The organism is Bacteroides sp. D55t1_190419_B8 (assembly GCF_015558905.1).
In the GTDB taxonomy this organism is placed as follows: domain Bacteria; phylum Bacteroidota; class Bacteroidia; order Bacteroidales; family Bacteroidaceae; genus Bacteroides; species Bacteroides vicugnae.
In genome coordinates, this window is the sequence record NZ_JADMOU010000034.1 from 1 (window position 1) to 23,145 (window position 23,145).

The 23,145-nt window shown below is 42.6% G+C and carries 19 protein-coding genes; 11 read left to right on the top strand and 8 right to left on the bottom strand.

The annotated features are described in order from the left end of the window. Window positions 1–607: 607 nt before the first annotated feature. The 3 genes from I2I13_RS20875 to I2I13_RS20885 all read right to left on the bottom strand — a co-directional run bounded on the left by I2I13_RS20875 (window position 608) and on the right by I2I13_RS20885 (window position 5,135). Window positions 608–1,558 (bottom strand): helix-turn-helix domain-containing GNAT family N-acetyltransferase, encoded by a 951-nt coding sequence (locus I2I13_RS20875; protein ID WP_217722283.1) that lies wholly within the window; start codon window positions 1,556–1,558, stop codon window positions 608–610. A 126-nt stretch (window positions 1,559–1,684) separates the two neighbouring features. Continuing rightward, window positions 1,685–3,556, bottom strand: a complete 1,872-nt coding sequence (locus I2I13_RS20880) for a PAS domain-containing sensor histidine kinase (protein ID WP_195650418.1) — start codon at window positions 3,554–3,556, stop codon at window positions 1,685–1,687. A 193-nt stretch (window positions 3,557–3,749) separates the two neighbouring features. Continuing rightward, a complete protein-coding gene (locus tag I2I13_RS20885) occupies window positions 3,750–5,135 on the bottom strand; it encodes a GDSL-type esterase/lipase family protein (protein WP_148367311.1) in 1,386 nt (461 codons plus the stop codon). Window positions 5,136–5,226: 91 nt separating this feature from the next. Here I2I13_RS20885 and I2I13_RS20890 point away from each other — a divergent pair, with 91 nt between their 5' ends. From I2I13_RS20890 to mtgA, 3 genes are all read left to right on the top strand, one after another. Beyond that, the gene (locus I2I13_RS20890; RefSeq protein WP_195650419.1) at window positions 5,227–6,579 is read left to right on the top strand and encodes an MATE family efflux transporter; all 1,353 of its coding nucleotides are present in this window, start codon (window positions 5,227–5,229) and stop codon (window positions 6,577–6,579) included. Window positions 6,580–6,743: 164 nt separating this feature from the next. Then, window positions 6,744–7,460, top strand: coding sequence for an OmpA family protein (locus I2I13_RS20895; RefSeq protein WP_148367314.1), 717 nt, complete (start codon window positions 6,744–6,746; stop codon window positions 7,458–7,460). After that, window positions 7,438–8,181, top strand: a complete 744-nt coding sequence (mtgA, locus tag I2I13_RS20900) for a monofunctional biosynthetic peptidoglycan transglycosylase (protein ID WP_148367316.1) — start codon at window positions 7,438–7,440, stop codon at window positions 8,179–8,181. Before I2I13_RS20895 ends, mtgA begins: the two co-directional genes overlap by 23 nt. Before the next feature lie 91 nt (window positions 8,182–8,272). Here mtgA and I2I13_RS20905 read toward each other — a convergent pair whose 3' ends face one another. Then, window positions 8,273–8,776: an RNA polymerase sigma factor gene (locus I2I13_RS20905; protein ID WP_004300346.1), complete on the bottom strand. Its 504-nt coding sequence runs from the start codon at window positions 8,774–8,776 to the stop codon at window positions 8,273–8,275. A 240-nt stretch (window positions 8,777–9,016) separates the two neighbouring features. Here I2I13_RS20905 and I2I13_RS20910 point away from each other — a divergent pair, with 240 nt between their 5' ends. From I2I13_RS20910 to I2I13_RS20920, 3 genes are all read left to right on the top strand, one after another. Then, window positions 9,017–9,577, top strand: coding sequence for a LemA family protein (locus I2I13_RS20910; RefSeq protein WP_074557147.1), 561 nt, complete (start codon window positions 9,017–9,019; stop codon window positions 9,575–9,577). 45 nt (window positions 9,578–9,622) lie between these two features. Then, window positions 9,623–10,585 carry a M48 family metallopeptidase gene (locus I2I13_RS20915; protein ID WP_195650420.1) on the top strand — a complete coding sequence of 321 codons (963 nt, stop codon included), beginning with the start codon at window positions 9,623–9,625 and terminating at the stop codon, window positions 10,583–10,585. A gap of 125 nt (window positions 10,586–10,710) precedes the next feature. Further along, window positions 10,711–11,208 carry a DUF4251 domain-containing protein gene (locus I2I13_RS20920; RefSeq protein WP_074557144.1) on the top strand — a complete coding sequence of 166 codons (498 nt, stop codon included), beginning with the start codon at window positions 10,711–10,713 and terminating at the stop codon, window positions 11,206–11,208. A gap of 8 nt (window positions 11,209–11,216) precedes the next feature. On the opposite strand, the gene I2I13_RS20925 is transcribed toward I2I13_RS20920, so the two are convergent. Next, window positions 11,217–11,840 carry a trimeric intracellular cation channel family protein gene (locus I2I13_RS20925; RefSeq protein ID WP_074557143.1) on the bottom strand — a complete coding sequence of 208 codons (624 nt, stop codon included), beginning with the start codon at window positions 11,838–11,840 and terminating at the stop codon, window positions 11,217–11,219. 92 nt (window positions 11,841–11,932) lie between these two features. Between I2I13_RS20925 and wecB the strand changes: the two genes are divergently transcribed. The 4 genes from wecB (at window position 11,933) to I2I13_RS20945 (ending at window position 18,247) form a co-directional block, all read left to right on the top strand. Next, window positions 11,933–13,021 carry a non-hydrolyzing UDP-N-acetylglucosamine 2-epimerase gene (gene wecB, locus I2I13_RS20930; RefSeq protein ID WP_074557142.1) on the top strand — a complete coding sequence of 363 codons (1,089 nt, stop codon included), beginning with the start codon at window positions 11,933–11,935 and terminating at the stop codon, window positions 13,019–13,021. A 317-nt stretch (window positions 13,022–13,338) separates the two neighbouring features. After that, a complete protein-coding gene (locus I2I13_RS20935) occupies window positions 13,339–15,915 on the top strand; it encodes a DUF5686 and carboxypeptidase-like regulatory domain-containing protein (protein WP_195650421.1) in 2,577 nt (858 codons plus the stop codon). A 6-nt stretch (window positions 15,916–15,921) separates the two neighbouring features. Continuing rightward, a complete protein-coding gene (locus I2I13_RS20940) occupies window positions 15,922–17,193 on the top strand; it encodes a replication-associated recombination protein A (protein ID WP_148367318.1) in 1,272 nt (423 codons plus the stop codon). Window positions 17,194–17,290: 97 nt separating this feature from the next. Further along, window positions 17,291–18,247 carry a D-2-hydroxyacid dehydrogenase gene (locus I2I13_RS20945; RefSeq protein WP_099145810.1) on the top strand — a complete coding sequence of 319 codons (957 nt, stop codon included), beginning with the start codon at window positions 17,291–17,293 and terminating at the stop codon, window positions 18,245–18,247. A 168-nt stretch (window positions 18,248–18,415) separates the two neighbouring features. On the opposite strand, the gene cydB is transcribed toward I2I13_RS20945, so the two are convergent. The 3 genes from cydB to I2I13_RS20960 form a co-directional block, all read right to left on the bottom strand. Further along, window positions 18,416–19,558: a cytochrome d ubiquinol oxidase subunit II gene (gene cydB, locus I2I13_RS20950; RefSeq protein ID WP_004300336.1), complete on the bottom strand. Its 1,143-nt coding sequence runs from the start codon at window positions 19,556–19,558 to the stop codon at window positions 18,416–18,418. Between the two features lie 157 nt (window positions 19,559–19,715). Next, window positions 19,716–21,260, bottom strand: coding sequence for a cytochrome ubiquinol oxidase subunit I (locus I2I13_RS20955; protein ID WP_099145811.1), 1,545 nt, complete (start codon window positions 21,258–21,260; stop codon window positions 19,716–19,718). A 20-nt stretch (window positions 21,261–21,280) separates the two neighbouring features. Then, window positions 21,281–21,517, bottom strand: coding sequence for a DUF4492 domain-containing protein (locus tag I2I13_RS20960; RefSeq protein ID WP_004300334.1), 237 nt, complete (start codon window positions 21,515–21,517; stop codon window positions 21,281–21,283). Window positions 21,518–21,735: 218 nt separating this feature from the next. Here I2I13_RS20960 and I2I13_RS20965 point away from each other — a divergent pair, with 218 nt between their 5' ends. Beyond that, window positions 21,736–23,133, top strand: coding sequence for a TolC family protein (locus I2I13_RS20965; RefSeq protein ID WP_167511894.1), 1,398 nt, complete (start codon window positions 21,736–21,738; stop codon window positions 23,131–23,133). The last annotated feature ends 12 nt before the right edge of the window (window positions 23,134–23,145 follow it).

A 23,145-nucleotide genomic window follows, 5' to 3' on the forward strand; every position in this document is an offset into this window, starting at 1 on the left:
AATTATTAATCAAAAATACAACTCAATGTGGGCTACAATACCTTTGTGGGTATTATAGCCGTACAATGAGTGCTTACGTATTATTCCCTGCTGTCAATGGAATTCATAAGATTGTACCACTTCAAACATGGTTAATGTAAGTGATATCACTTTGAATCATTAACAGCCATCAACAAAGTGTTTATTTTTACAATAGTAATTTCCCAAAATATTTGAAAATGCAATTATGTTTAAACATACCCAAAAAGTCAATGTTAAACTACTTGTTTGATATAATAAATAAAGTTATTGTTTTCTGTGAAAACAATATTATGTATCTGATCATGCAAATACAAAGAAAAGATATATCTTTGTCCTCAGTATTCTCCATGAGCAAACTACCGCAAAAGCATGTAGCAAATCAGTGGGTTAATTCATGGGATATGCTTGAAGCAAAAAATATAAAGTTTTAAATATCAGCATGGTAACTCTCTCAGGAGAATCCCAGGCGGATCACTGAAACACAGAACAGAAAAAGATAACTCCTACAATATCAAGGTATTGCAGGAGTTTTTTTTATATTATATCCGTAATCAATAATCACTATCATATTTTCTAAAAATGATAGTCACACTTTTCTCTGCAACTCTTTCACCATATGAAAAGGTGCGTCCTGATAAAGCCCTGACTTATCTAATGCACTACTTATATGCTTATACCCGCATTTTTCATACATAGCAACAGCATTTCCAAACTCGTGATATGAAACAATATACATATGTGTATATCCTGCCTTTATTGCTCGTTGTTCTATTAGCTGCAGTAGACGTTTTCCAATTCCTTTTCCCCTAAGTTCCGGTTTAAAATGGAATTTTGACAATTCAGCATACTCTTGGGGCAGGCCTTTAGTTGGATAAAAGCCGGCACCACCCAATATTACACCGTCACATTCAACCACCCAATATTCTGCATTTTTTATATTAAAAGTCTGAAACATCATATCTGTATGTGGATCATCATAAAATGTACCGACTTTAGGAGCGTCATGTTCTTCAACTGAAGCACGAAGTACACAAGCAATTGAAGTATTATCTTCTTCCTCTATTGGACGTATAACAATGGGCGCAACCTTCTTAACTGCAAGATTTGTTTCCTTTTCGTTCATTGTATTATAAATGAAGTCCATACTATTTATTATCTTTTGCAGTTGGTTATCATTCAGGTGTGCAAAAATTTCCTCCACAGATTGATTAGCGGCAGCATTTAAGCGATGATAAATTTCACATCCTTTTTGTGTGAGATTTATCAGCCCCATGCGACTATCTCTTTCTGTTCCTTTTCGACATATATACCCTTTTTGTTCCAGTTGTTTTAATAAACGGGAGAGCAAACCTTTATCCATGTTTAACTCACTGGATATATCTTTGGAACTTCTATCAGGGTGCAAATAAACATCCTGAATAATGCGAACCTCGGGAAGTCCAAATTCACTTTCTAAATAATACTTATTAAGTACGCCTAACAACTTTGTATAGAACCTATTAAAGGCTCTTATACTATTCAAATGTTCCTGTTTCATGGCGCAAAGATACGCCCTTTAGTTGACTTAGTCAACTAAAGGAAGAAATATATTATTTATCACAAACTTTCATGGCAACAGTCATGAACAAAGGGGATCTTTCTTTTTTATATTTTCCCAATATACTTATTCAACAGGCATAGAATGGCACGGTAATTCGATTACAAAAGTAGTACCTGTTCCCAGTTGGGAATCTACTATTATCCGTCCGTTCATCTTTTCGACAATCAACTTACAGATGGATAAGCCCAAACCTGCCCCTTGAGCAAAAGAGTCCAACTTCTCAAACCTTTCGAATATCTTTTCAAGCATATTCTGCGGAATACCCCGGCCGGTATCTTTAACACCGATTCGGACAAACTGCCGGTCTACCTCATAGAAGACTTCCACATATCCGGTGGTGGTGTTCTTTAAGGCATTCGAGAGGAAGTTTTTCAATATCAGCTTAATGCGCGGCCTATCCAGTTCCACCAAAGAATCATGCTCCGGATAGTGGGTCAGGAGTTCAACACCGGAGGGTACTTGATGAATGTGCTCCGCTACACTCTCGTCAAGAAGTTCGGTAAGATTGACCCAATCCGGATGCAGTTCCAGATAACCGGACTCTATCTTAGAAAGATCAATCACATTATTAATCAGATCAAGCAGAAGTTTGTTGTTATGACTGATCTGGGAATTATAAAATTCTTTTTCCGCCGCATTTTCCGTACTGCCCAACAAACTTGAGAATCCAATAATGGCATTTAAAGGAGTACGGATCTCGTGGCTCATATTAGCCAGGAAAGCAGACTTTAAACGATCGGATGACTCGGCTTTATCACGTGCTTTGACAAGCATTTCTTCTGTTTTTTTTAGCTCTGTAATATCATAATTAATGCTGATAATTTCGATCATCCGATCTTGCGGAGCGTATCTCTTTACTAACAGATTGACATACGTCCATGTGCATGTGCCGTCCTCCCTAAGGATACGCATCTCTTTACCTAGTTTGACAGCAAGTCCCTTTCGTGCATCGTCCAGAAACTGAATCAGCAGGGCACGGTCGTCGGGATGAAAATGCCGGTATGTACCAAGAATCTCGGATAACGGAGTTCCATCCGATTCACCCACATTTCTGTACCAGTTTTTTTGGGCATAGCCGTGTCCATTCAAAACATTAAAGTGAGCATAACCGACCTTGGCATAATCGCCAACCAGTTCGAAAAACTCCTCAAACTCCTGTATTTTATTATAGGCTATGGTTGTTTCTGTCTTATCTGCATTAATCAACAAATAATTGATCGGTTGGCATTTGCTATCATATAATGTAGTCACTTTAGTCACCAAATCAATCGTGCCTTCCTTTCGGGAGCTCTGATAATAGGTCCCGACTTTCGAGAAGTCATAACGAAAAGTAAAGTCGGCATCCTCATACATCTTCAACCGTTCTTTCATCTCCTTCGGGAAAATTGGGTTCTCGAAAATATTGATACCCAAGATGTCTTCTTTCTTCTCCACATGAAACATCTCCAATTCCCTATCGTTCAAATCCACCAACGTCCCATCCATATCATACAACTCGATACCAATGGGTAAATGCTTGAAAATGTTATATAAGAGACGTTCACTGTATTGCAAGGCCTGATAAGCAGATGCCATATCAGGACCATCCTGCACTTCGGCTATTCCATAAACAATTTCATTTCCGTCTTCGTCTGTTTCTCGAAAGCAAATCTTACTGCGTATCCAAACGGCTCCTTTTACTGTATCGAGCAAATATACCGTTTCCGGTCTTTGATGCACACCAAAAGAATGAACAGTTGTAGGAGGTTGCTCTTCTTTCAGAATACGTTTATTGAAATCTTCAAAACTGATCATTCCGGTCTGATCCAGACCTAACAACTCCAATATAAGTTCAGAACATTCATAACTTGCAGTTGATAAATTGGCTTTCCACCACCCCATGTTAGCGTTAGCCATCAACTGCGAGAAAAAAGTAAAATCTTGTAGTCTATTCATAACGCTATTTATCATTTTAATATTTTTCGGGCGCAAAAATAGATATTACCGCCAAACCAGACTTTCAAAAAGATACTTTTTTAGCATATTATAAGAAGATTATTCGTCATTAAACTAAAAAACAAACGGTTGGAGCAATCTCTTTGAGAGAAAGTTCCAACCGTTTGTTTGGGGTAGTTCTCGCGTTTCTGTTTTACTTTTTCAAGGACTGATAAACGGCTTTTGCCATCACTTTAGCGCCTTCTTCATTCGGATGAATCTTATCAGGGAACAAATCAGGCATTCCGTCCATTGCCGCATGAAGATCGATAACAGGCAGGCCATTTTTCTTAGCAACCTTCCTTATCATCGGAATAATTTCTTTAGAGATAATATCATCGTTAATATTATCTCCGGTCTGATAGGCTTTGGAAGGATAGCAAAGATAAATCTTCGGTTGAGCAGGCAATGCTTTGAAAGCATCTACCATCGTCTGCAAATCTTTCGTGAAGTCTGCCTTATACTTCCAATTGAATGATTTACTGTCATTTGTACCCAATTTGATAACAACGATATTGGGATTGAAAGCCAGTGCATCCCGATAAGCCTTCTCATTCATATAAGGATGATCGCCCTTGTTCAACAGAGTGCGTGCACTTACTCCGAAATTCTTTACCCAATAAGCCTCCCCCAACATACGACTTAACACAGCCGGATAACTGTCACGATTGCGATTCTTGATACGTGCCCCATACGTAATGCTATTGCCGATGCAAGCTACACGGATAGCATCTTTATGAGGCACTTTGAAACTACGGAGCCAGGATGTCAGTTCATTCAGCATTTCATTCTTGTAAAGAAAACCTTCACGAATCCCCCATCCATGCCCGCCGGAAGGATAGATATGAAGTACTGAAGGAACATTGTTCTTGTTCAGAGCCAGATAATAATTAACTCCATTAGCAGGTGGAACGACCTTATCGTCATCACTATATACGATAAAAGCACGCGGCGTATCTTTCGTCACTTGCTTTTCATTGGAATATTCTGTTTCCAGTTCGGCAGAAGCATCTTTACCCAATAGATTATCATGAGATCCCATGTGGGTATATGACTTATCCATCGTAATCACAGGATAGAAAAGAATCTGGAAATTCGGACGAAGTTCCGGTTTAGCATGAGTGGCAATGGTGGATGCCAGATGTCCGCCGGCAGAAGAGCCCATAATACCGATGTCATTCGGATTCAGATTCCATACATCAGCACTGTCACGCACAGTTTTCATAGCAGCTTCGGCATCCGAGATTGGCAGTGTGCGGTCGCCTTTCGGCATCCGGTATTTCAAAACAATCAACGCAATTCCTTGTTTGTTGAAATAGGGTGCCCAATCATACCCCTCGTGGTTGACTGCCAAACCGCTATATCCGCCACCCGGACAAGCGACCACGGCACGCCCCGTTGCCAGTTCCGGTGCAGGAAGGAATACGCGAAGTGAGGGTTGTTCGATATCAAAAGGTTTCGGAGCATTCTGTGCTACCACTTGTGAACCTGCCAGTAAGATAAATAACAGGAGAAAAATAGTAGAAAATTTCTGTTTCATAGTATCTATATACTTTGTTTAATGAATAATTAGACGTGCGAAGATAGTAATTTTACGTATCTTTGCACCTCATTTTGAATAGAAAAATTATATGCAAGGAATAAAGAATCTGACAAAAGGCCCCATCAACCGTCAACTGTTTAATCTGGCAATGCCAATCATGGCAACGTCGTTTATTCAAATGGCATATAGTCTCACAGACATGGCATGGGTAGGACGGTTGGGAAGTGAAGCCGTAGCCGCCATCGGTTCCGTCGGAATCCTGACGTGGATGTCCGGTTCTATTTCCTTATTAAATAAGGTGGGATCTGAAGTGAGTGTCGGACAATCCATCGGTGCACAAAGCCAGGAAGATGCCCGCCACTTCGCGTCCCATAATATCACGATTGCTTTGATTATTTCCATTTGCTGGGGCGGGCTCCTTTTTATATTTGCAGAACCTATCATACGTATTTACGAACTTGAGGAACATATCACGGCCAATGCCATTCAATATCTGCGGATTGTTTCTACCGGATTACCTTTCGTTTTCCTTTCCGCTGCCTTCACCGGAATTTATAATGCAGCAGGACGTAGCAAAATCCCGTTCTTTATCAGTGGCACAGGATTGATTTTGAATATCATTCTGGACCCACTCTTTATATTCGGTTTCGGACTGGGAACAAACGGTGCGGCATATGCCACTTGGATTGCGGAAGCAAGCGTTTTCCTGATTTTCATCTATCAGTTGCGTTGCAGGGATGCCCTGCTGGGCGGTTTCCCTTTCTTCACCCGGCTAAAGAAAAAGTACACGCGGAGAATCCTTAAACTGGGATTACCCGTAGCCACCTTAAATACACTGTTTGCCTTCGTCAACATGTTCCTCTGCCGCACTGCCTCTGAACAGGGAGGACACATCGGCTTAATGACGTTCACCACCGGGGGACAAATCGAAGCAATCACCTGGAACACCTCACAGGGATTCTCCACCGCACTAAGTGCCTTCATCGCCCAAAACTATGCTGCCGGACGAATCGAACGGGTACTTAAATCCTGGTACACCACCCTATGGATGACGGGAATCTTCGGTACACTCTGTACTTTGCTATTCGTTTTCTTCGGAAACGAAGTTTTTGCCATATTCGTGCCCGAACAGGCAGCCTACGAAGCCGGAGGTGTATTCCTTCGGATCGACGGATATTCCCAACTCTTCATGATGCTCGAAATCACCATGCAGGGAGTTTTCTACGGCATCGGACGCACCATACCTCCCGCCATTATCAGCATCAGTTGCAACTATATGCGTATTCCGCTTGCTATCCTGTTTGTGCGGATGGGCATGGGAGTGGAAGGAATATGGTGGGCAGTCTGCGTCACCACCGTTGCCAAAGGTTTAATTCTTTTGAGTTGGTTCATTATTATTAAAAAGAAGAGCTTAAGTATTCCTTCAACGATAAAAGGATAATGATCATTTTCCTTTATTAACAAACAAAGGGATTCATCCGAGTTATTTTAACTTAAAAAGTACACGCTTGCCAAATAATATGTATCTTTGCATTGTTATTTATAATACGAAGCGATTCGTATAAAAACATTATTTATAAACCAATTTAAAAAAACATCAACATTATGAACAAGATGAAATTTATGGTTCTCTTCATGAGTATTGCCATGATTTTTGGTAGCTGTGGAAGTATGAACAACACTGGTAAAGGTGCTGCTATCGGTGGTGGTTCGGGTGCTGCACTGGGTGCAATCCTGGGAGGTGTTATCGGTAAAGGTAAAGGCGCCGCTATTGGTGCTGCTATCGGTACGGCAGTAGGTGCAGGTACGGGTGCTCTTATCGGTAAGAAGATGGACAAAGCAGCAGCAGAAGCAAAACAAATTGAAGGCGCACAAGTAGAACAGATAACAGACAACAACGGATTGCAAGCCGTGAAAGTAACATTCGATTCGGGTATTCTTTTCACTACCGGTAATGCAACTCTAAGTGCTGCTGCTAAATCTGCTTTAAGCAAGTTTGCCAACAATGTGCTCAATCAGAACCGGGATATGGACGTGTCTATCTACGGATACACCGACAACCAGGGCTGGAAAAACAGCACTGCCGCACAAAGCCAGCAGAAAAATCTGAACTTGTCACAAGAACGTGCACAGAGCGTGTCCAGTTATTTGTTGAGCTGTGGTGTTTCCACCAATCAGATCAAAGGTGTACAGGGAATGGGTGAAAGCGATCCCGTTGCAAGCAATGACACTGCTGCCGGTCGTGAACAAAACCGTCGTGTAGAAGTATACATGTACGCAAGTGAACAGATGATTAAAGATGCACAGGCAGCTGCTAATTAAAAAAATTCTGCGCTATACGCGCAACCTGCTGATTTTCTTCTTTGCATCCACCCTGTTGGCAGTGATTGTGTATCGGTTTATGCCGGTTTATGTCACTCCGTTGATGGTTATCCGAAGCGTTCAGCAGATTTTTTCAGGAGATAAACCCACGTGGAAGCACACGTGGGTTTCTTTTGATAAGATATCTCCCAACCTGCCGATGGCGGTCATAGCCTCCGAAGACAACCGTTTTGCCGAACACAACGGATTCGATCTTGTAGAAATCAAGAAGGCGATGAAAGAGAACGAAACACGCAAACGGAAACGCGGAGCAAGCACCATCAGTCAGCAGACAGCCAAGAATGTGTTCTTATGGCCGCAATCTTCGTGGGTACGCAAGGGACTCGAAGTCTACTTTACGTTTCTCATCGAACTGTTCTGGTCGAAAGAACGGATCATGGAAGTCTATCTCAACTCTATAGAAATGGGAAATGGCATCTACGGCGCACAAGCTACCGCAAAGATCAAATTCGGAACAACAGCCGCCCAGCTGACCCGGGGACAATGCGCACTTATCGCCGCTACCCTGCCCAATCCGATACGGTTTAACTCGGCGAAACCTTCGTCATACATATTAAAACGACAAAAGCAGATATTACGGCTGATGAATCTGGTTCCAAAATTTCCACCTGAAGAAAAAGCCGTTGAAAAGAAAAAAGGCAAAAACAAGAAAAGCAAGTGACAATTGAATCATAAATAAAAAGAAAGGAGCAACGAGGATCTATCCCCTTGCTCCTTTTGCTTATAAGCTTGTTTGTATGCGTTATCCTCATTTATACAAAATCTTTCAACTCTTGTTGTAAACGTTGACGGGTGAAGAATATACGGCTCTTCACTGTACCTAATGGTAATCCTAATTTTTCTGCAATCTCACGGTATTTGAAACCTGATACATGCATGGAGAAAGGAATCTTATACTCCCGGGGGAGTGCGTTGACGATGCGATGCATCTCTTTCAGGTCATAAGCACCTTCGGTACTTTCAAATCCTGAATCTTGTGGCAGATTTAAGTGATAGTAATTATCAGTGGTATCAACAAAGGTCTGATCGCGTACTATTTTGCGGTAGTTATTAATAAAGATGTTACGCATGATTGTGTACATCCATCCTTTGAAATTTGTGTCCGGAACATATTTCTCTTCATTGTCTAATGCTTTTAAAGATGTTTCCTGCAATAAATCATTTGCTTCTTCACGGTTGGCCGTTAATTTATAAGCGAAACGAAGCAACTCCTCCTGTACTCCAATTAAATCTTTTCTGAAACTTAAACTTTTCATACTTTAATGGTTTTATGGTTAATATTTCGTTTTTCTCGACGTTTGCAAGTTTAAAGGTTTTTTGTGTATCCAACAGGGGATAATTCGTCATTTTTTAGGGGGTTATTCTATCAAATGATAGATTTTAGGTGCTTTCTGATAGTTTTTAGGTGGTATTTAGTAAATATATCCTCTATCTCTTGGTTAAAAGAACCAAATAGATTACTTTTGATTTTATATTACTAAATAAAACAAAAGGCTATGACCATACTTATTATTGTAGGAATTATTGTATTGCTGGGCATTATTTTCGCCTCCATGTACAACTCATTAGTGAAATTGAGAAACAATCGTGAAAACGCATTTGCCGACATCGATGTGCAGTTGAAACAACGTCATGATCTCATTCCACAACTGGTAGACACAGTGAAAGGATATGCCGCACATGAGAAAGAAACGCTCGACCGGGTGATTCAGGCACGTAACGGTGCAGTCAGTGCAAAAACGATTGACGATAAGATAGCTGCCGAAAACCAATTAAGCTCCGCTCTTGCCGGATTGAAGATTACCCTCGAAGCTTACCCCGATCTGAAAGCTAATCAGAATTTCCTGCAATTACAGGAAGAAATTTCTGACGTAGAAAATAAACTGGCTGCTGTCCGCCGCTACTTCAACTCGGCCACTAAAGAATACAATAATGCCGTGCAGACATTCCCGTCGAATATAATAGCAGGAATGACCGGATTCCAAAGAGAAATAATGTTCGACTTGGGAAAAAACGAACGTGCGAATCTGGAGCAGGCACCTAAAATTAGTTTCTAAAACCTTTATTTACACCGTCCATCCAATTACAAAAGTCGAACACGCATGCAATACGTCGGAATCCAAACACAGCAGAGCCGGAATAATCTGCGCTCTGCGTTTCTGCTATTCCTGTTTCCTTGTCTCGTAGCGGCACTCCTCTATTTATCCTGTTACCTGTTGGTTCTTTTTGGATACGGAAAGAGTATGGAAATAGAAATAATGCCAATGGTCAATCATTTCTTCTTCTCTTCGTTGCCATATACCATGGGGATCGTATTAATTTGGTTTCTGATTGCCTATTGGGCTAACACAAGTATTATCAATTCCGCCACCGGTTCCAAGCCGTTGAACCGTCGGGAGAATAAACGAGTTTATAATCTGGTGGAAAACCTCTGTATGTCTCAAGGCATGAAAATGCCGAAAATCAATATCATCTATGACAGTTCCCTGAATGCATTTGCCAGCGGTATCAACGAACGCACATACACCGTTACCCTATCGGAAGGTATCATCCGGAAACTAAATGATGAAGAACTGGAAGCGGTAATTGCGCACGAGCTAAGTCACATCCGTAACCGTGACGTGCGCCTGCTGATTATTTCCATCGTCTTTGTCGGGATCTTTTCCATGCTGACAGAAATCACATTTTATGCCATCACGCACATACGCGTGCGTAGTAACAATAAAGGTAGCGGCGGCGTGTTTCTCTTTATTCTTATCGCTTTAGTGATAGCCGCCATCGGCTATCTCTTCGCAAGCCTGATGCGCTTTGCCATTTCACGCAAACGCGAATACATGGCAGATGCAGGTTCGGCAGAAATGACGAAAAACCCATTAGCACTGGCCAACGCTCTCCGCAAAATATCGGCAGACCCTGCCATCGAGGCAGTAAAAAGGAAAGACGTGGCACAATTATTTATTCAGAATCCCAAAAAGAATTCTAAAAGTATATTCAGCGGACTTAGCGGGTTGTTCGCCACTCATCCTCCTATCGAAAAGCGAATTGAAATACTGGAACAGTTCTAAATCGGGCTAAACTTATAAAAGACAGGGATTTCTGTTTAATTTTCATTAAAAGAAACAGAAGTATCCCTGTCTTTTTAGTATATTTGGTTGTTATACATATATACATCAACCTAAATACAACTGATATGAGAACGAAGAAACAAATCTTTATGCTGTTATTAGCCTTATTAATGGGAATCCCTACCCTTTCGGCTCAAAGTAAGAAGGAAAAGAAGGAACAGAAAAAAGAAGCGGTAAAGAAACTGATTGAATCAGAAAACTACAAGATAGATGTCAACACTGCCATGCCGATGCGCGGACGCTCCATCCCTTTGACGTCTTCCTACTCACTGACAATCAGAAATGATTCGGTTATTTCTTATTTGCCTTATTATGGACGGGCTTATAGCATCCCGTATGGCGGAGGTGACGGACTGAATTTCAAAGCCATCCTTAAAGAATATAATATGGAAATGGACAAGAAAGGGAATGCCGTTATCAAATTCGTTGCACGTAATCCTGAAGACAGATATGAATTCAGAGCCAAAGTCTTCCCCAACGGTTCGGCAAGTATCGATGTCAATATGCAAAACCGTCAGTCCATTAGTTTTCAAGGAGAACTGGATATAAAGGAGGAAAAGTAATGCCGTCCTTATTCTTCCGGCTCTTCACTACCTTTTAATATAGGCAGGCAGATATGATATTTGACAGCTAAGATGCGGGTCAGGAATACCGCCAGTCCGCCAATCAACTGACAGGCGTATGATTCCAGACCTGTGGCGTCGCAAATCCAGTATGCAATACCACCTACGACGCAGGCCATTGCATAAATTTCTTTTCGGAAAATGAGAGGTATTTCATTGATAAAAACGTCACGAATCACTCCACCTGCTGCTCCCGTAATGCTACCCATGATAATCGCCACCCAGAAAGGATAGCCTAAAGCAATGCTCTTGCCTACACCTACCACGGTAAACAATGCCAAGCCGATAGTGTCGAAAATAAAGAAAGTATTATTGAGCCGTATGAGCGAACGTCCGAAACAGATCACCCACAGCAAAGCCAGTCCCGTACAAATCAGATATATAGGATCAGTCATCCATCCCGGTGTCACATCGAGCAGGACATCACGGATGGTACCGCCACCGATAGCTGTAGCAAGTCCTACCACATAAGCACCGAACCAGTCGAAACGTTTCGCCGAAGCCAGCCGGATGCCACTAATAGCAAAGGCAAATGTGCCTATAAAATCAAGAATTTGAACGAATGTGGGCATATATTTGTTATTTTGTATGCAAAGTAACAAATAAATTCCGTAAGAAAATGTACTTTTGCTTCACGAATTAAACCGAATAAGATAGAAACAATATGAAAATAACAATTGTTGCGGGGGCACGCCCCAATTTTATGAAGATAGCTCCCATTACACGCGCTATTGAGGCCGCACGGGCGCTGGGTAAAAGTATCTCTTACCGACTGGTATATACAGGAAGGAAAGACGATACAAGTCTGGATGCTTCTCTCTTTTCGGACCTTGATATGAAAGCTCCCGATGTTTATCTGGGAGTGGAAAGCAGTAATCCAACGAGTTTGACAGCCGGAATCATGATAGCCTTCGAACAGGAACTGACGGAGAATCCGGCACACGTAGTTCTCGTGGTAGACGATCTGACTGCCACCATGAGCTGTGCCATCGTTGCCAAGAAACAAGGAATCAAGGTAGCGCATCTCGTAGCCGGAACCCGTTCTTTCGACATGAAGATGCCGAAAGAGGTCAACCGCATGATTACAGATGGAATATCCGACTATCTATTCACTGCCGGCATGGTTGCCAACCGCAACCTGAACCAGACAGGAACGGAAAGTGAAAATGTATATTATGTAGGCAACATTCTCATAGATACCGTTCGTTACAACCGGAACCGTTTGCTCAAACCGATATGGTTTTCCGTATTGGGACTGCAAGAGGGAAATTATCTCCTGCTCACCCTCAACCGTCGCGTATTGCTGAACAACAAAGGAAACCTGCGTCAGTTGCTGAAAACAATCATTGAAAAATCTGCCGGTATGCCTATCGTAGCACCGCTGCACACATACGTACGAAATGCCATCAAAGAATTAGGCATCGAAGCTCCGAACCTCCACATAATGCCGCCACAGAATTACCTGTTCTTCGGTTATCTGATAAACAAGGCAAAAGGAATCATTACGGATTCGGGCAATGTGGCCGAAGAAGCAACATTTATGGGTATTCCATGTATCACGCTCAACACGTATGCCGAACATCCCGAAACATGGCGCATGGGAACCAACGAACTTGTCGGGGAAGATCCTGCCCTGCTTGCCAAAGCAATGAACACCCTGATGCAAGGTGAATGGAAAAGAGGCGAACTTCCCGAGCGTTGGGACGGGCGTACAGCAGAACGTATCGTGCAGATATTGACTGATAAAAAATAGTACTGCTACAGGGATACATTTCATCTTCCGGCACGTTACTTTCCATTTCATGCCGGAAGACTTTATTTACCCCGTAAGGGAACTGTTGTTTCCCCGTAGAGAAACAAGAGTTTCCCCATAGGGGGAACAAAGGTTTCCCATAGAGAAACAATCACTATCTACGCGGGAAACTAATTTATCGAAAGGTGAATTGCCCCATTCCCTTTCATTGACGGACAACCAAAGCTTGTAAACAACAAAAAACGATGGGTAAAAAAAGTTATATATTCTGTTATCCTTAGAGTTATTTGTTAACTTTGCGCCCTACTACGTACGTTATGAAACAACGATATAGCAAAATACTTATACTGTTCTTACTCGTATTGGCAGCTTCAAATGCTTTTGCGCAGCAAATAAAAGGGGTAGTCACTGATTCTGTTACCCACGAGCCATTGATGTATATCTCTGTTTACTATCAGGAAAAGAGAGATATGGGTACCATCACCAATATTGACGGAGAATACAGTCTTGAAGCCCGCAGAAACGGAGGAACTCTTGTGTTCTCCGCTGTAGGTTATATCAGTAAAACAGTTAAAGTCGGTTCCAACAATCAGACGGTAAACGTTAAGCTGGCTCCGGATAATGTGCTCCTGAACGAGGTTGTAGTGAAACCTCAAAAGGAAAAATATTCCCGTAAAAACAACCCGGCAGTCGAATTCATGAAGAAAGTAATCGAACACAAAAAGGCACAAGTCCTTGAAGTGAATGAATACTATCAGTACGACAAGTACGAGAAAATGAAGATGTCTATCAACGACCTCACGCCGGAAAAACTGGAAAAAGGAATCTACAAGAAATATTCATTCCTAAAAGATCAGGTGGAAGTTTCGGAAACAACCAATAAATTGATTCTCCCGATTTCCGTACAGGAGACGGCTTCGCAAACCATCTATCGCAAAAATCCCGAAAACAAAAAAACGATCATCAAAGGCAAGAACTCCAATGGTATAGAAGAATTCTTCTCCACAGGAGATATGCTCGGCACTGTACTGAAAGACGTATTTGCTGACATCAATATCTACGACGATGATATCCGGTTGCTCCAACAGCGCTTCGTGAGCCCTATCGGTAACAATGCCATCTCATTTTATAAATATTATCTGATGGACACATTGATGGTAAACAGGCGCGAATGTGTCCACCTCACGTTTGTTCCGCAAAACTCGCAGGACTTCGGATTCACCGGACATCTTTACGTATTGAACGACTCTACTTATGCCGTTCAGAAGTGTACGATGAACCTGCCTAAAAAGACAGGGGTAAACTTCGTCAACCGCATGGACATCGTGCAACAGTACGAGCAACTTCCTAACGGCAACTGGGTATTGGCGGATGATGACATGACCGTAGACCTATCCTGGAATTCCAACAAAACGGCAGGCGGATTGCAGGTGGAACGAACTACAAAATATAGTAATTATAAATTCGATCCTATCGAACAACGACTGTTCCGGTTGAAAGGCAGCGTGATAAAAGAAGCGGATATGCTTTCGAAAAGCGATGAATATTGGGCAAGTGTCCGTCAAGTACCGCTGACGAAGAAAGAAAGCTCGATGGATGTATTCGTCAACCGCCTCGAACAGATACCGGGATTCAAGTACATCATCTTCGGAGCGAAAGCACTGATTGAAAACTTTGTGGAAACAGGAAGCAAAGGCCATCCGAGCAAAGTGGATATCGGCCCTATCAACACCATGATTTCGAGCAACTACATTGATGGTACCCGTTTCCGGTTGAGCGGCATGACAACGGCTCATTTCCATAAACACTGGTTCTTGAACGGATACGGAGCTTACGGTCTGAAAGACGAACGCTGGAAATATAGCGGTACGGTGACTTATTCGTTTAATAAACGCGATTATGTAGTCTGGGAATTCCCGAAACATTATCTTTCGGCTACGTACAGTTATGACGTAATGTCTCCGATGGATAAATTCCTGTTCACGGATAAAGACAATATCTTCCTGTCGGTAAAAACAACGACAGTAGACCAAATGTCGTATATGCGTGACGCTACCATTAATTATGAACTTGAAACGCTGACAGGATTCGGAGTGAAAGCCATGCTGCGCCATCGTAACGACGAGCCTACCGGCAAACTGGAATATCTGCGCAATGATGCCGCACAAACCCGTGTACATGATGTCACGACTTCGGAAGCAAGTCTGACGCTGCGTTATGCTCCGGGCGAATCATTTGTCAACTCCAAACAACGCCGCGTGCCCGTATCGCTGGATGCTCCTATCTTTACATTGACTCACGCCATGGGTTTCAAAGGAGTACTAGGCGGAGATTACAGTTTTAACCGTACGGAAGCAAGTGTGTGGAAACGTTTCTGGCTTCCCTCTTCCTGGGGAAAGATTGACTGTAGCTTAAAAGCAGGTGCTGAATGGAACACGGTTCCTTTCCCATTGTTGATCTTGCCGGAAGCTAACTTGTCCTACATCACCCAGCGCGAAACGTTCAACTTGATTAATAACATGGAATTCCTGAACGACCGTTACGCTTCCATGTCATTATCTTATGATATGAATGGAAAACTATTCAACCGTATTCCCCTTATCAAGAACTTGAAATGGAGGGAAATGTTCCGCGTACGTGCCTTGTGGGGAACATTGACGGATAAGAATAATCCGTTTAAGAGCAACAATCCCGATTTGTTCCGTTTCCCGACACGCGACGGTAAGTTCACCAGTTTCGTAATGGACCCGAAAGTGCCGTATATCGAAGGAAGTGTAGGTATCTACAACATTTTCAAGTTGCTGCACATTGAATATGTACATCGTTTCACTTACCGTGATAATCCGGGTATCAACAAAAACGGTATTCGTTTCATGGTATTAATGGTATTCTAAAAAATTATGCAACCTTTAGCAGAACGGTTACGGCCAAAAACTTTGGATGAATATATCGGTCAGAAACATTTAGTTGGACCGGGAGCCATCTTGCGGAAGATGATTGACGCAGGGCGCATCTCTTCTTTTATTCTCTGGGGACCTCCCGGAGTAGGTAAAACGACTCTTGCACAGATCATTGCCAACAAACTGGAGACGCCTTTCTATACTTTGAGTGCTGTAACTTCCGGTGTGAAGGATGTGCGCGAAGTGATAGACCGTGCCAAGAGCAACCGTTTCTTTTCGCAGTCCAGTCCGATTCTGTTTATCGATGAAATCCATCGGTTCAGCAAGTCACAGCAGGATTCACTGTTGGGAGCTGTAGAGAACGGAACAGTCACGCTGATTGGTGCAACAACGGAAAACCCGTCGTTCGAGGTCATCCGCCCTCTCCTGTCCCGTTGCCAGCTTTATGTACTCAAATCTTTGGAAAAAGAAGATTTGCTGGAACTTCTGCAACGCGCCATCACTACGGATACCGTGCTGAAGGAACGAAAAATTGAATTGAAAGAAACAACAGCCATGCTGCGCTTCTCCGGTGGAGATGCCCGCAAACTGCTTAATATATTGGAACTTGTTGTACAATCGGAGACGGAGGAAACAGTTGTCATCACCGATGAAATGGTGACCGAACGCTTGCAACAGAATCCACTGGCTTATGACAAAGATGGAGAGATGCATTATGACATTATCTCGGCTTTCATCAAGTCTATCCGCGGCAGCGATCCTGACGGAGCGATCTACTGGCTTGCCCGTATGGTAGAAGGAGGCGAAGATCCTGCTTTCATTGCCCGCCGGCTTGTGATCTCTGCTTCCGAGGACATTGGTTTGGCAAACCCGAATGCATTGCTTCTCGCTAATGCGTGCTTTGATACATTGATGAAAATCGGTTGGCCCGAAGGACGGATTCCTTTGGCTGAAACAACGATTTATCTGGCTACCAGCCCTAAAAGCAACTCGGCATACAGTGCAATTAACGATGCATTAGAGTTAGTCCGGTCAACTGGTAATCTGCCTGTCCCCTTGCATCTGCGCAATGCTCCGACCAAACTGATGAAACAGTTGGGATACGGACAGGAATATAAATATGCACACAGCTATGAAGGTAACTTTGTCAAACAGCAATTTCTTCCGGACGAATTGAAAGACAAACGGATATGGCAACCGCAAAACAATCCGGCAGAGCAGAAACATGCCGAGCGAATGATACAGTTGTGGGGAGACAAATTTAAGAAATAAGTGTTCGTAAAATAAGTCACTCCCTTCTGTAAGAAAAGCTAAAAGCAAAATAAAGCAGTAGGAAACATTATAACATATTAATAATATTGAAATTGAAATGAAGATTGTAGTTTTAGACGGCTATGCCGCCAATCCCGGAGATTTATCCTGGGAGGGTATGAAGGTGCTTGGAGAATGTACAATTTATGATCGTACAGCTCCGGAAGAGGTATTAGAACGTGCAGCCGGTGCAGAAGCAATTCTGACTAACAAGGTAATCATCAATGCAGACCACATGGCTGCACTGCCCGAACTGAAATATATCGGTGTGTTGGCTACCGGATACAATGTGGTAGACACAGCTGCTGCAAAAGAACGGGGAATCGTCGTTACTAATATTCCTTCATACAGCACCGCTTCCGTTGCTCAAATGGTATTTGCGCATATCCTGAACATCACTCAACAAGTGCAACACCACTCTGAAGAAGTGCATAAAGGTCGTTGGACCAACAACAAGGATTTCTGTTTTTGGGACACTCCGTTGATGGAACTGCGGGAAAAGAAAATCGGTCTGGTAGGACTGGGAAATACCGGATATACCACAGCGCGTGTTGCGATCGGTTTCGGTATGCAAGTGTATGCATTGACTTCTAAATCGCACTTCCAGTTACCACCGGAAATCAAGAAGATGGATTTAGATCAGTTGTTCAGCGAATGTGATATTATCAGTTTGCACTGCCCGCTTACCCCGGAGACACGCGAAATGGTAAATGCACGCCGTCTCGCCATGATGAAGCCGACAGCTATCTTAATCAACACCGGTCGCGGCCCGCTTATCAACGAACAAGACCTTGCAGACGCTTTGAACAGTGGCAAAATTTATGCAGCCGGAGTAGACGTGCTTTCTACTGAACCGCCTTGTGCCGACAATCCATTACTAACTGCAAAGAACTGCTACATCACTCCGCACATTGCCTGGGCAACCATCGAGGCTCGTGAACGTCTGATGAATATTGCAATCAGTAACCTTCAGGCTTATATCGCCGGAAAGCCGGAGAATATAGTCAACAAATAAAAAGCGATCTATTTGAAAAGATAGAAAAGGCTTATACATAAAAAAACTCCCCTCATTTAACTTCTCTACCATGACATAGAGAATTAAATAAGGGGAGTTTATTTGCTCCTGCAAGAATCTCAATGTTGAAATTCTATACAGACAACATATTATGAGTCGAACAAAGTATTAATATGAGTGTCCTCCTTCATCCATTTCCTTCTCGGTTATTTTGTGACGATCGATACTACGCCAAGCATAGAAAATATATGCAATTACGAACGGAACAAGAATAGAGACATAGGCCATTGTCTTTAGCGTAAATTCGCTGGAACAGCTATTGGCTAAAGTTAATGAGCTTTGCAAGTCTGTATATGACGGATAATAAGCAGTGTTGTTGTACCCTGCTACCAGCAATAAAGATAAAACAGTCAGTACCGTACCGATTCCCGTAAACCAGATTCCTTTGTCAAACGTCTTTTTAAGCAATGTCTTTCCAATGCCGAAAAGAACCAGTACCACACCAATCAGGAATAAAGCTAGCACTACCGGCATTTCGATAAAGTTAGTGAGATACTTATATGGTTGCATATAAATTTCCTGTGTATCCGGATTAACGGCAAAACCATCAGATACCAATGTACGAATGACAAATGCCAAAAAGAATACAAGGAACAAAACTGTATTATTGCGTACTGCACGACGACATTTATCGGTCAACTCTTTATCATCAATATTATTAATGAAGTAGAGCGATCCCAACACACGCGCAAGGAAGAAGACAGCCAATCCAAGAATTACATTCCAAATGTTGGTCAACGCATCCAATCCGTGCCAGCCATTTCCCCAATGACTGATTACCGGCATAATGGTATCCGTCATATTAGCCTTATTAATATAGAAATCAGAACCGGTAAAGAATGTAGCCACTGCCCCACCAAGTAACACAGGACCTACCACTCCATTAATCACCAAAAAAGTCCGGTATGTCTTTTTACCTAACAGATTTCCGGCCTTACTCTGAAACTCATAACTGACAGCCTGCAATACAAAACTGAAAAGTATAATCATCCAAAGCCAATATGCACCACCGAAACTGGTACTGTAAAACAACGGGAAAGAAGCAAAGAAAGCTCCCCCAAACGTAACCAATGTAGTAAACGTAAACTCCCACTTACGTCCGGTAGAATTCACCATCATCTTACGATGTTCTTCGGTTTTACCCAGACAGAACAACAATGAATTACCTCCTTGTACAAACAATAAGAACACGAGTATGGCTCCTAACAAGGAAACGACAAGCCACCAATATTGTTGCAAAAATATATACATATAGCTAAAATATTAAGTAATAAGAAATAAGTATTAAGTGATAAGTATTAAGTATTAAGCTTCGCCGTTGAAGGCTCATCACAAGTACCAAGTATTAACAAAGCCCAAAAGGCATATCTGAAGCCACGCTTCATACTTAATACTTGATACTTAATACTTAAAACGGTCCTTTTTTGATAGCCTTTACCATAATTCCGACACCTGCAATCAGCATCACTGTAAACAGGAGCAGGAAGATAAAGAAAGTCGTTTGTACAGAGCTTACATCCAGCTTGGAGATGGCAGCCATTGTCGGCAGCATATCGCGGATCGCCCACGGTTGACGGCCACATTCGGCAACCACCCATCCGGCTTGTCCGGCGATGTATCCCAAAGGAATCGTCAGCAGAGCAATCCAGTGCATCCAACGCATCTGGCTTAAATCTTTCTTATAGATAAAGAAGAGAACGACAATAAAGAACAGGATGAAGTATCCGCCCAAGATTACCATTACACGGAACGCATAGAAGTTCAGAGGAACATTCGGAACCAGTTGGTTCACATCTTTGATATATCCGTAACCGAAATATGGAATATTCTCCTGCAATACTTTATATGCAATTTGAGCATCCTCCTCGTGTCCTGCACTCTTTGCAGCACGATAGGCAGCCAATGCACCGATAGCCGTTTTTCCACGTTCTATCTTCTCGGCAGCAGAAAGAGCTGTCGATCCGTCTTTCTGTTGATAACCACCCTCGATGATATTCGTAATGCCCGGAACGTAGCCGTTTACATCACGTTCTGCAAGGAAAGAAAGCATGCTGGGGATTTCAAAACGGAAGAGGAAAGGATCTTTTCCATCATTGTAAGTCTTCTTTTCCGGATTCAATACTCCTATTCCAACCAAACCTACATGGGTGCCGCCTTCATACAAACCTTCCACAGCAGCCAGTTTCATCGGTTGCGTCTGGGCAATCTGATAACCGGAACCGTCACCTGTCCAAGCAGAAAGCAATGATGCCACTAATCCGAAAATAGCACCAATCTTGATGCTGGCAAGCGCAAACTCACGATTACGTTTCTTCAGCAGATACCAACAACTGATGCCGACTACAAAAACAGCGCCCAGCACCCAGCCGGACAATACCGTATGGAAGAATTTATTGACCGCTACGGGTGACGTAGCCACTGCCCAGAAATCTACCATCTCATTACGAACCGTATCGGGATTGAATTCCATGCCTACCGGATGCTGCATCCATGCATTGGCTACGAGAATCCACCAGGCAGAAATCGTAGCTCCCAAGCCTGTCAGCCAGGTGGAAGCCAAGTGGAAACGTTTACTTACTTTTCCCCATCCAAAGAACATGACGGCGATAAATGTGGCTTCCATAAAGAATGCCAAAATTCCTTCTATAGCCAACGGAGCACCGAAGATATCTCCTACAAACCACGAATAATTGCTCCAGTTCGTACCGAACTCAAACTCCAGAATCAAACCGGTTGCCACACCAATGGCAAAGTTTATACCGAAGAGTTTCATCCAAAACTGGGCAGTCTTTTTCCAAAATTCATTGCCTGTTTTATAATACAGCGTCTCCATGATTCCCATCACCACTGCCAGTCCGAGTGTGAGAGGAACAAAAATCCAGTGGTACATGGCTGTCATCGCAAATTGGGCTCTCGACCAATCGATCAGCGAGGTGTCAATACTTTCAATCATAATCCTATGTAGTTTAAGAGTTAAAAATCAGTAGATTTACCGGGGATGGCACGTTCTATCAGTTCGTTTCCCACGTATGTTCCCTTGTCGTCATCCGTAGGATGGTCACGGAGGAAATCAGGGAAAAAGAACATTTTAAGGATGAAGAACATGACGAATAATTTCAGCAGAATGATAACCCAAAGGGTACGCCCCAAGGTCATACTACGGAAGCCCTCCAAATAGAAGTTCCAGATCGTAAGCAGTGTATTCTTCATATGTTGACGTTATAATTTGTAATGAGTACAAATATACATTTTTTATAATTAAAACAAACAACTAGTCAAAAAAGTTGTGTGATTTGTTGTGTTTTTCTTCAAAAACCTGCCTATCGACAGAAAAAAAACATTTAACGGCGAAAATCCGTCATCCGTCTATCGTTTTTGCGGCATATATAATATGTACGTATCTTCGCCAACAGTAAATCAATAGAAGTATGAATATGATAAATGTAAGAAGATTGACAGTGATGACATTTCTTGGAGCAGGTATGCTGTCCGGCATATCCGCCCAAGTTTCTCCGCTGCAAGTCGATACGCTGAAAGAAACGAAGATTCCGGCTCAATGGGATTTGCAGTCATGCATCGACTACGCAAAAGAGCAGAACATCACGATTCGCAAGAACCGGATCACTGCGGCCAGCACGCAGATTGATGTGAAGACGGCTAAGGCTGCCTTGTTTCCCAGTCTTTCGTTCTCTACCAGCCAGCAAGTGGTGAACCGTCCGTATCAAGAGACGAGTAGCCGGGTGAGTGGCAGCGAAATTATCAGTAGTAACAGCAAAACAAGCTACAATGGTAATTATGGACTGAATGCGTCGTGGACTCTATATAATGGTAACAAAAGACTGAAAACCATCCAACAGGAAAAGTTGAACAATCAGGTAGCCGAACTAGACGTAGCGACTTCCGAAAATAACATTCAGGAATCTATCGCCCAAGTGTATATCCAGATTCTTTATGCAGCCGAGTCTGTTAAAGTAAACGAAAGTACCCTGCAAGTTTCTATTGCGCAGCGCGACCGCGGACAGGAACTTCTGAACGCCGGAAGCATTGCCAAAAGCGATTTTGCCCAACTAGAAGCACAAGTGAGCACAGACCGATACCAACTTGTCACAGCGCAAGCCACTCTTGAAGATTACAAATTACAACTGAAACAACTGCTCGAACTGGATGGGGAGAATGAAATGAACATCTATCTCCCCGCCCTGTCCGACGAAAATGTACTGGCTCCATTGCCTACAAAAAAAGATGTGTACATTAGTGCATTGAGTCTTCGCCCCGAAATTGAAGCGAGCAAACTTAATGTAGAAGCTTCCGAACTGGGTATCGATATTGCCAAATCGAGTTATTTTCCCACGATCAGCCTTAGCGCCGGAATCGGTACCAACCATACCAACGGCAGTGACTTCACTTTTGGAGAGCAAGTGAAAAACGGATGGAACAATTCCATCGGATTATCTGTCAGTGTGCCGATCTTCAATAACCGTCAAACTAAAAGTGCCGTACAGAAAGCTAAACTGCAATACGAGACGAGCATGTTATCCTTGCTCGACGAACAAAAGACGCTGTACAAAACCATTGAAGGACTCTGGCTGGATGCTAACAGTGCACAGCAACGCTATGCAGCAGCAAACGAGAAGTTGAAGAGTACACAAATCAGCTATGAGTTGATTAGCGAACAGTTTAATCTGGGAATGAAGAATACCATAGAACTTCTTACTGAAAAGAATAACTTGCTGCAAGCACAGCAGGAACAGCTTCAGGCTAAATATATGGCCATACTGAATATGCAACTGCTGAAGTTCTATCAGGGAGATCAATTAGCAATCTAAATAAAAGCATAA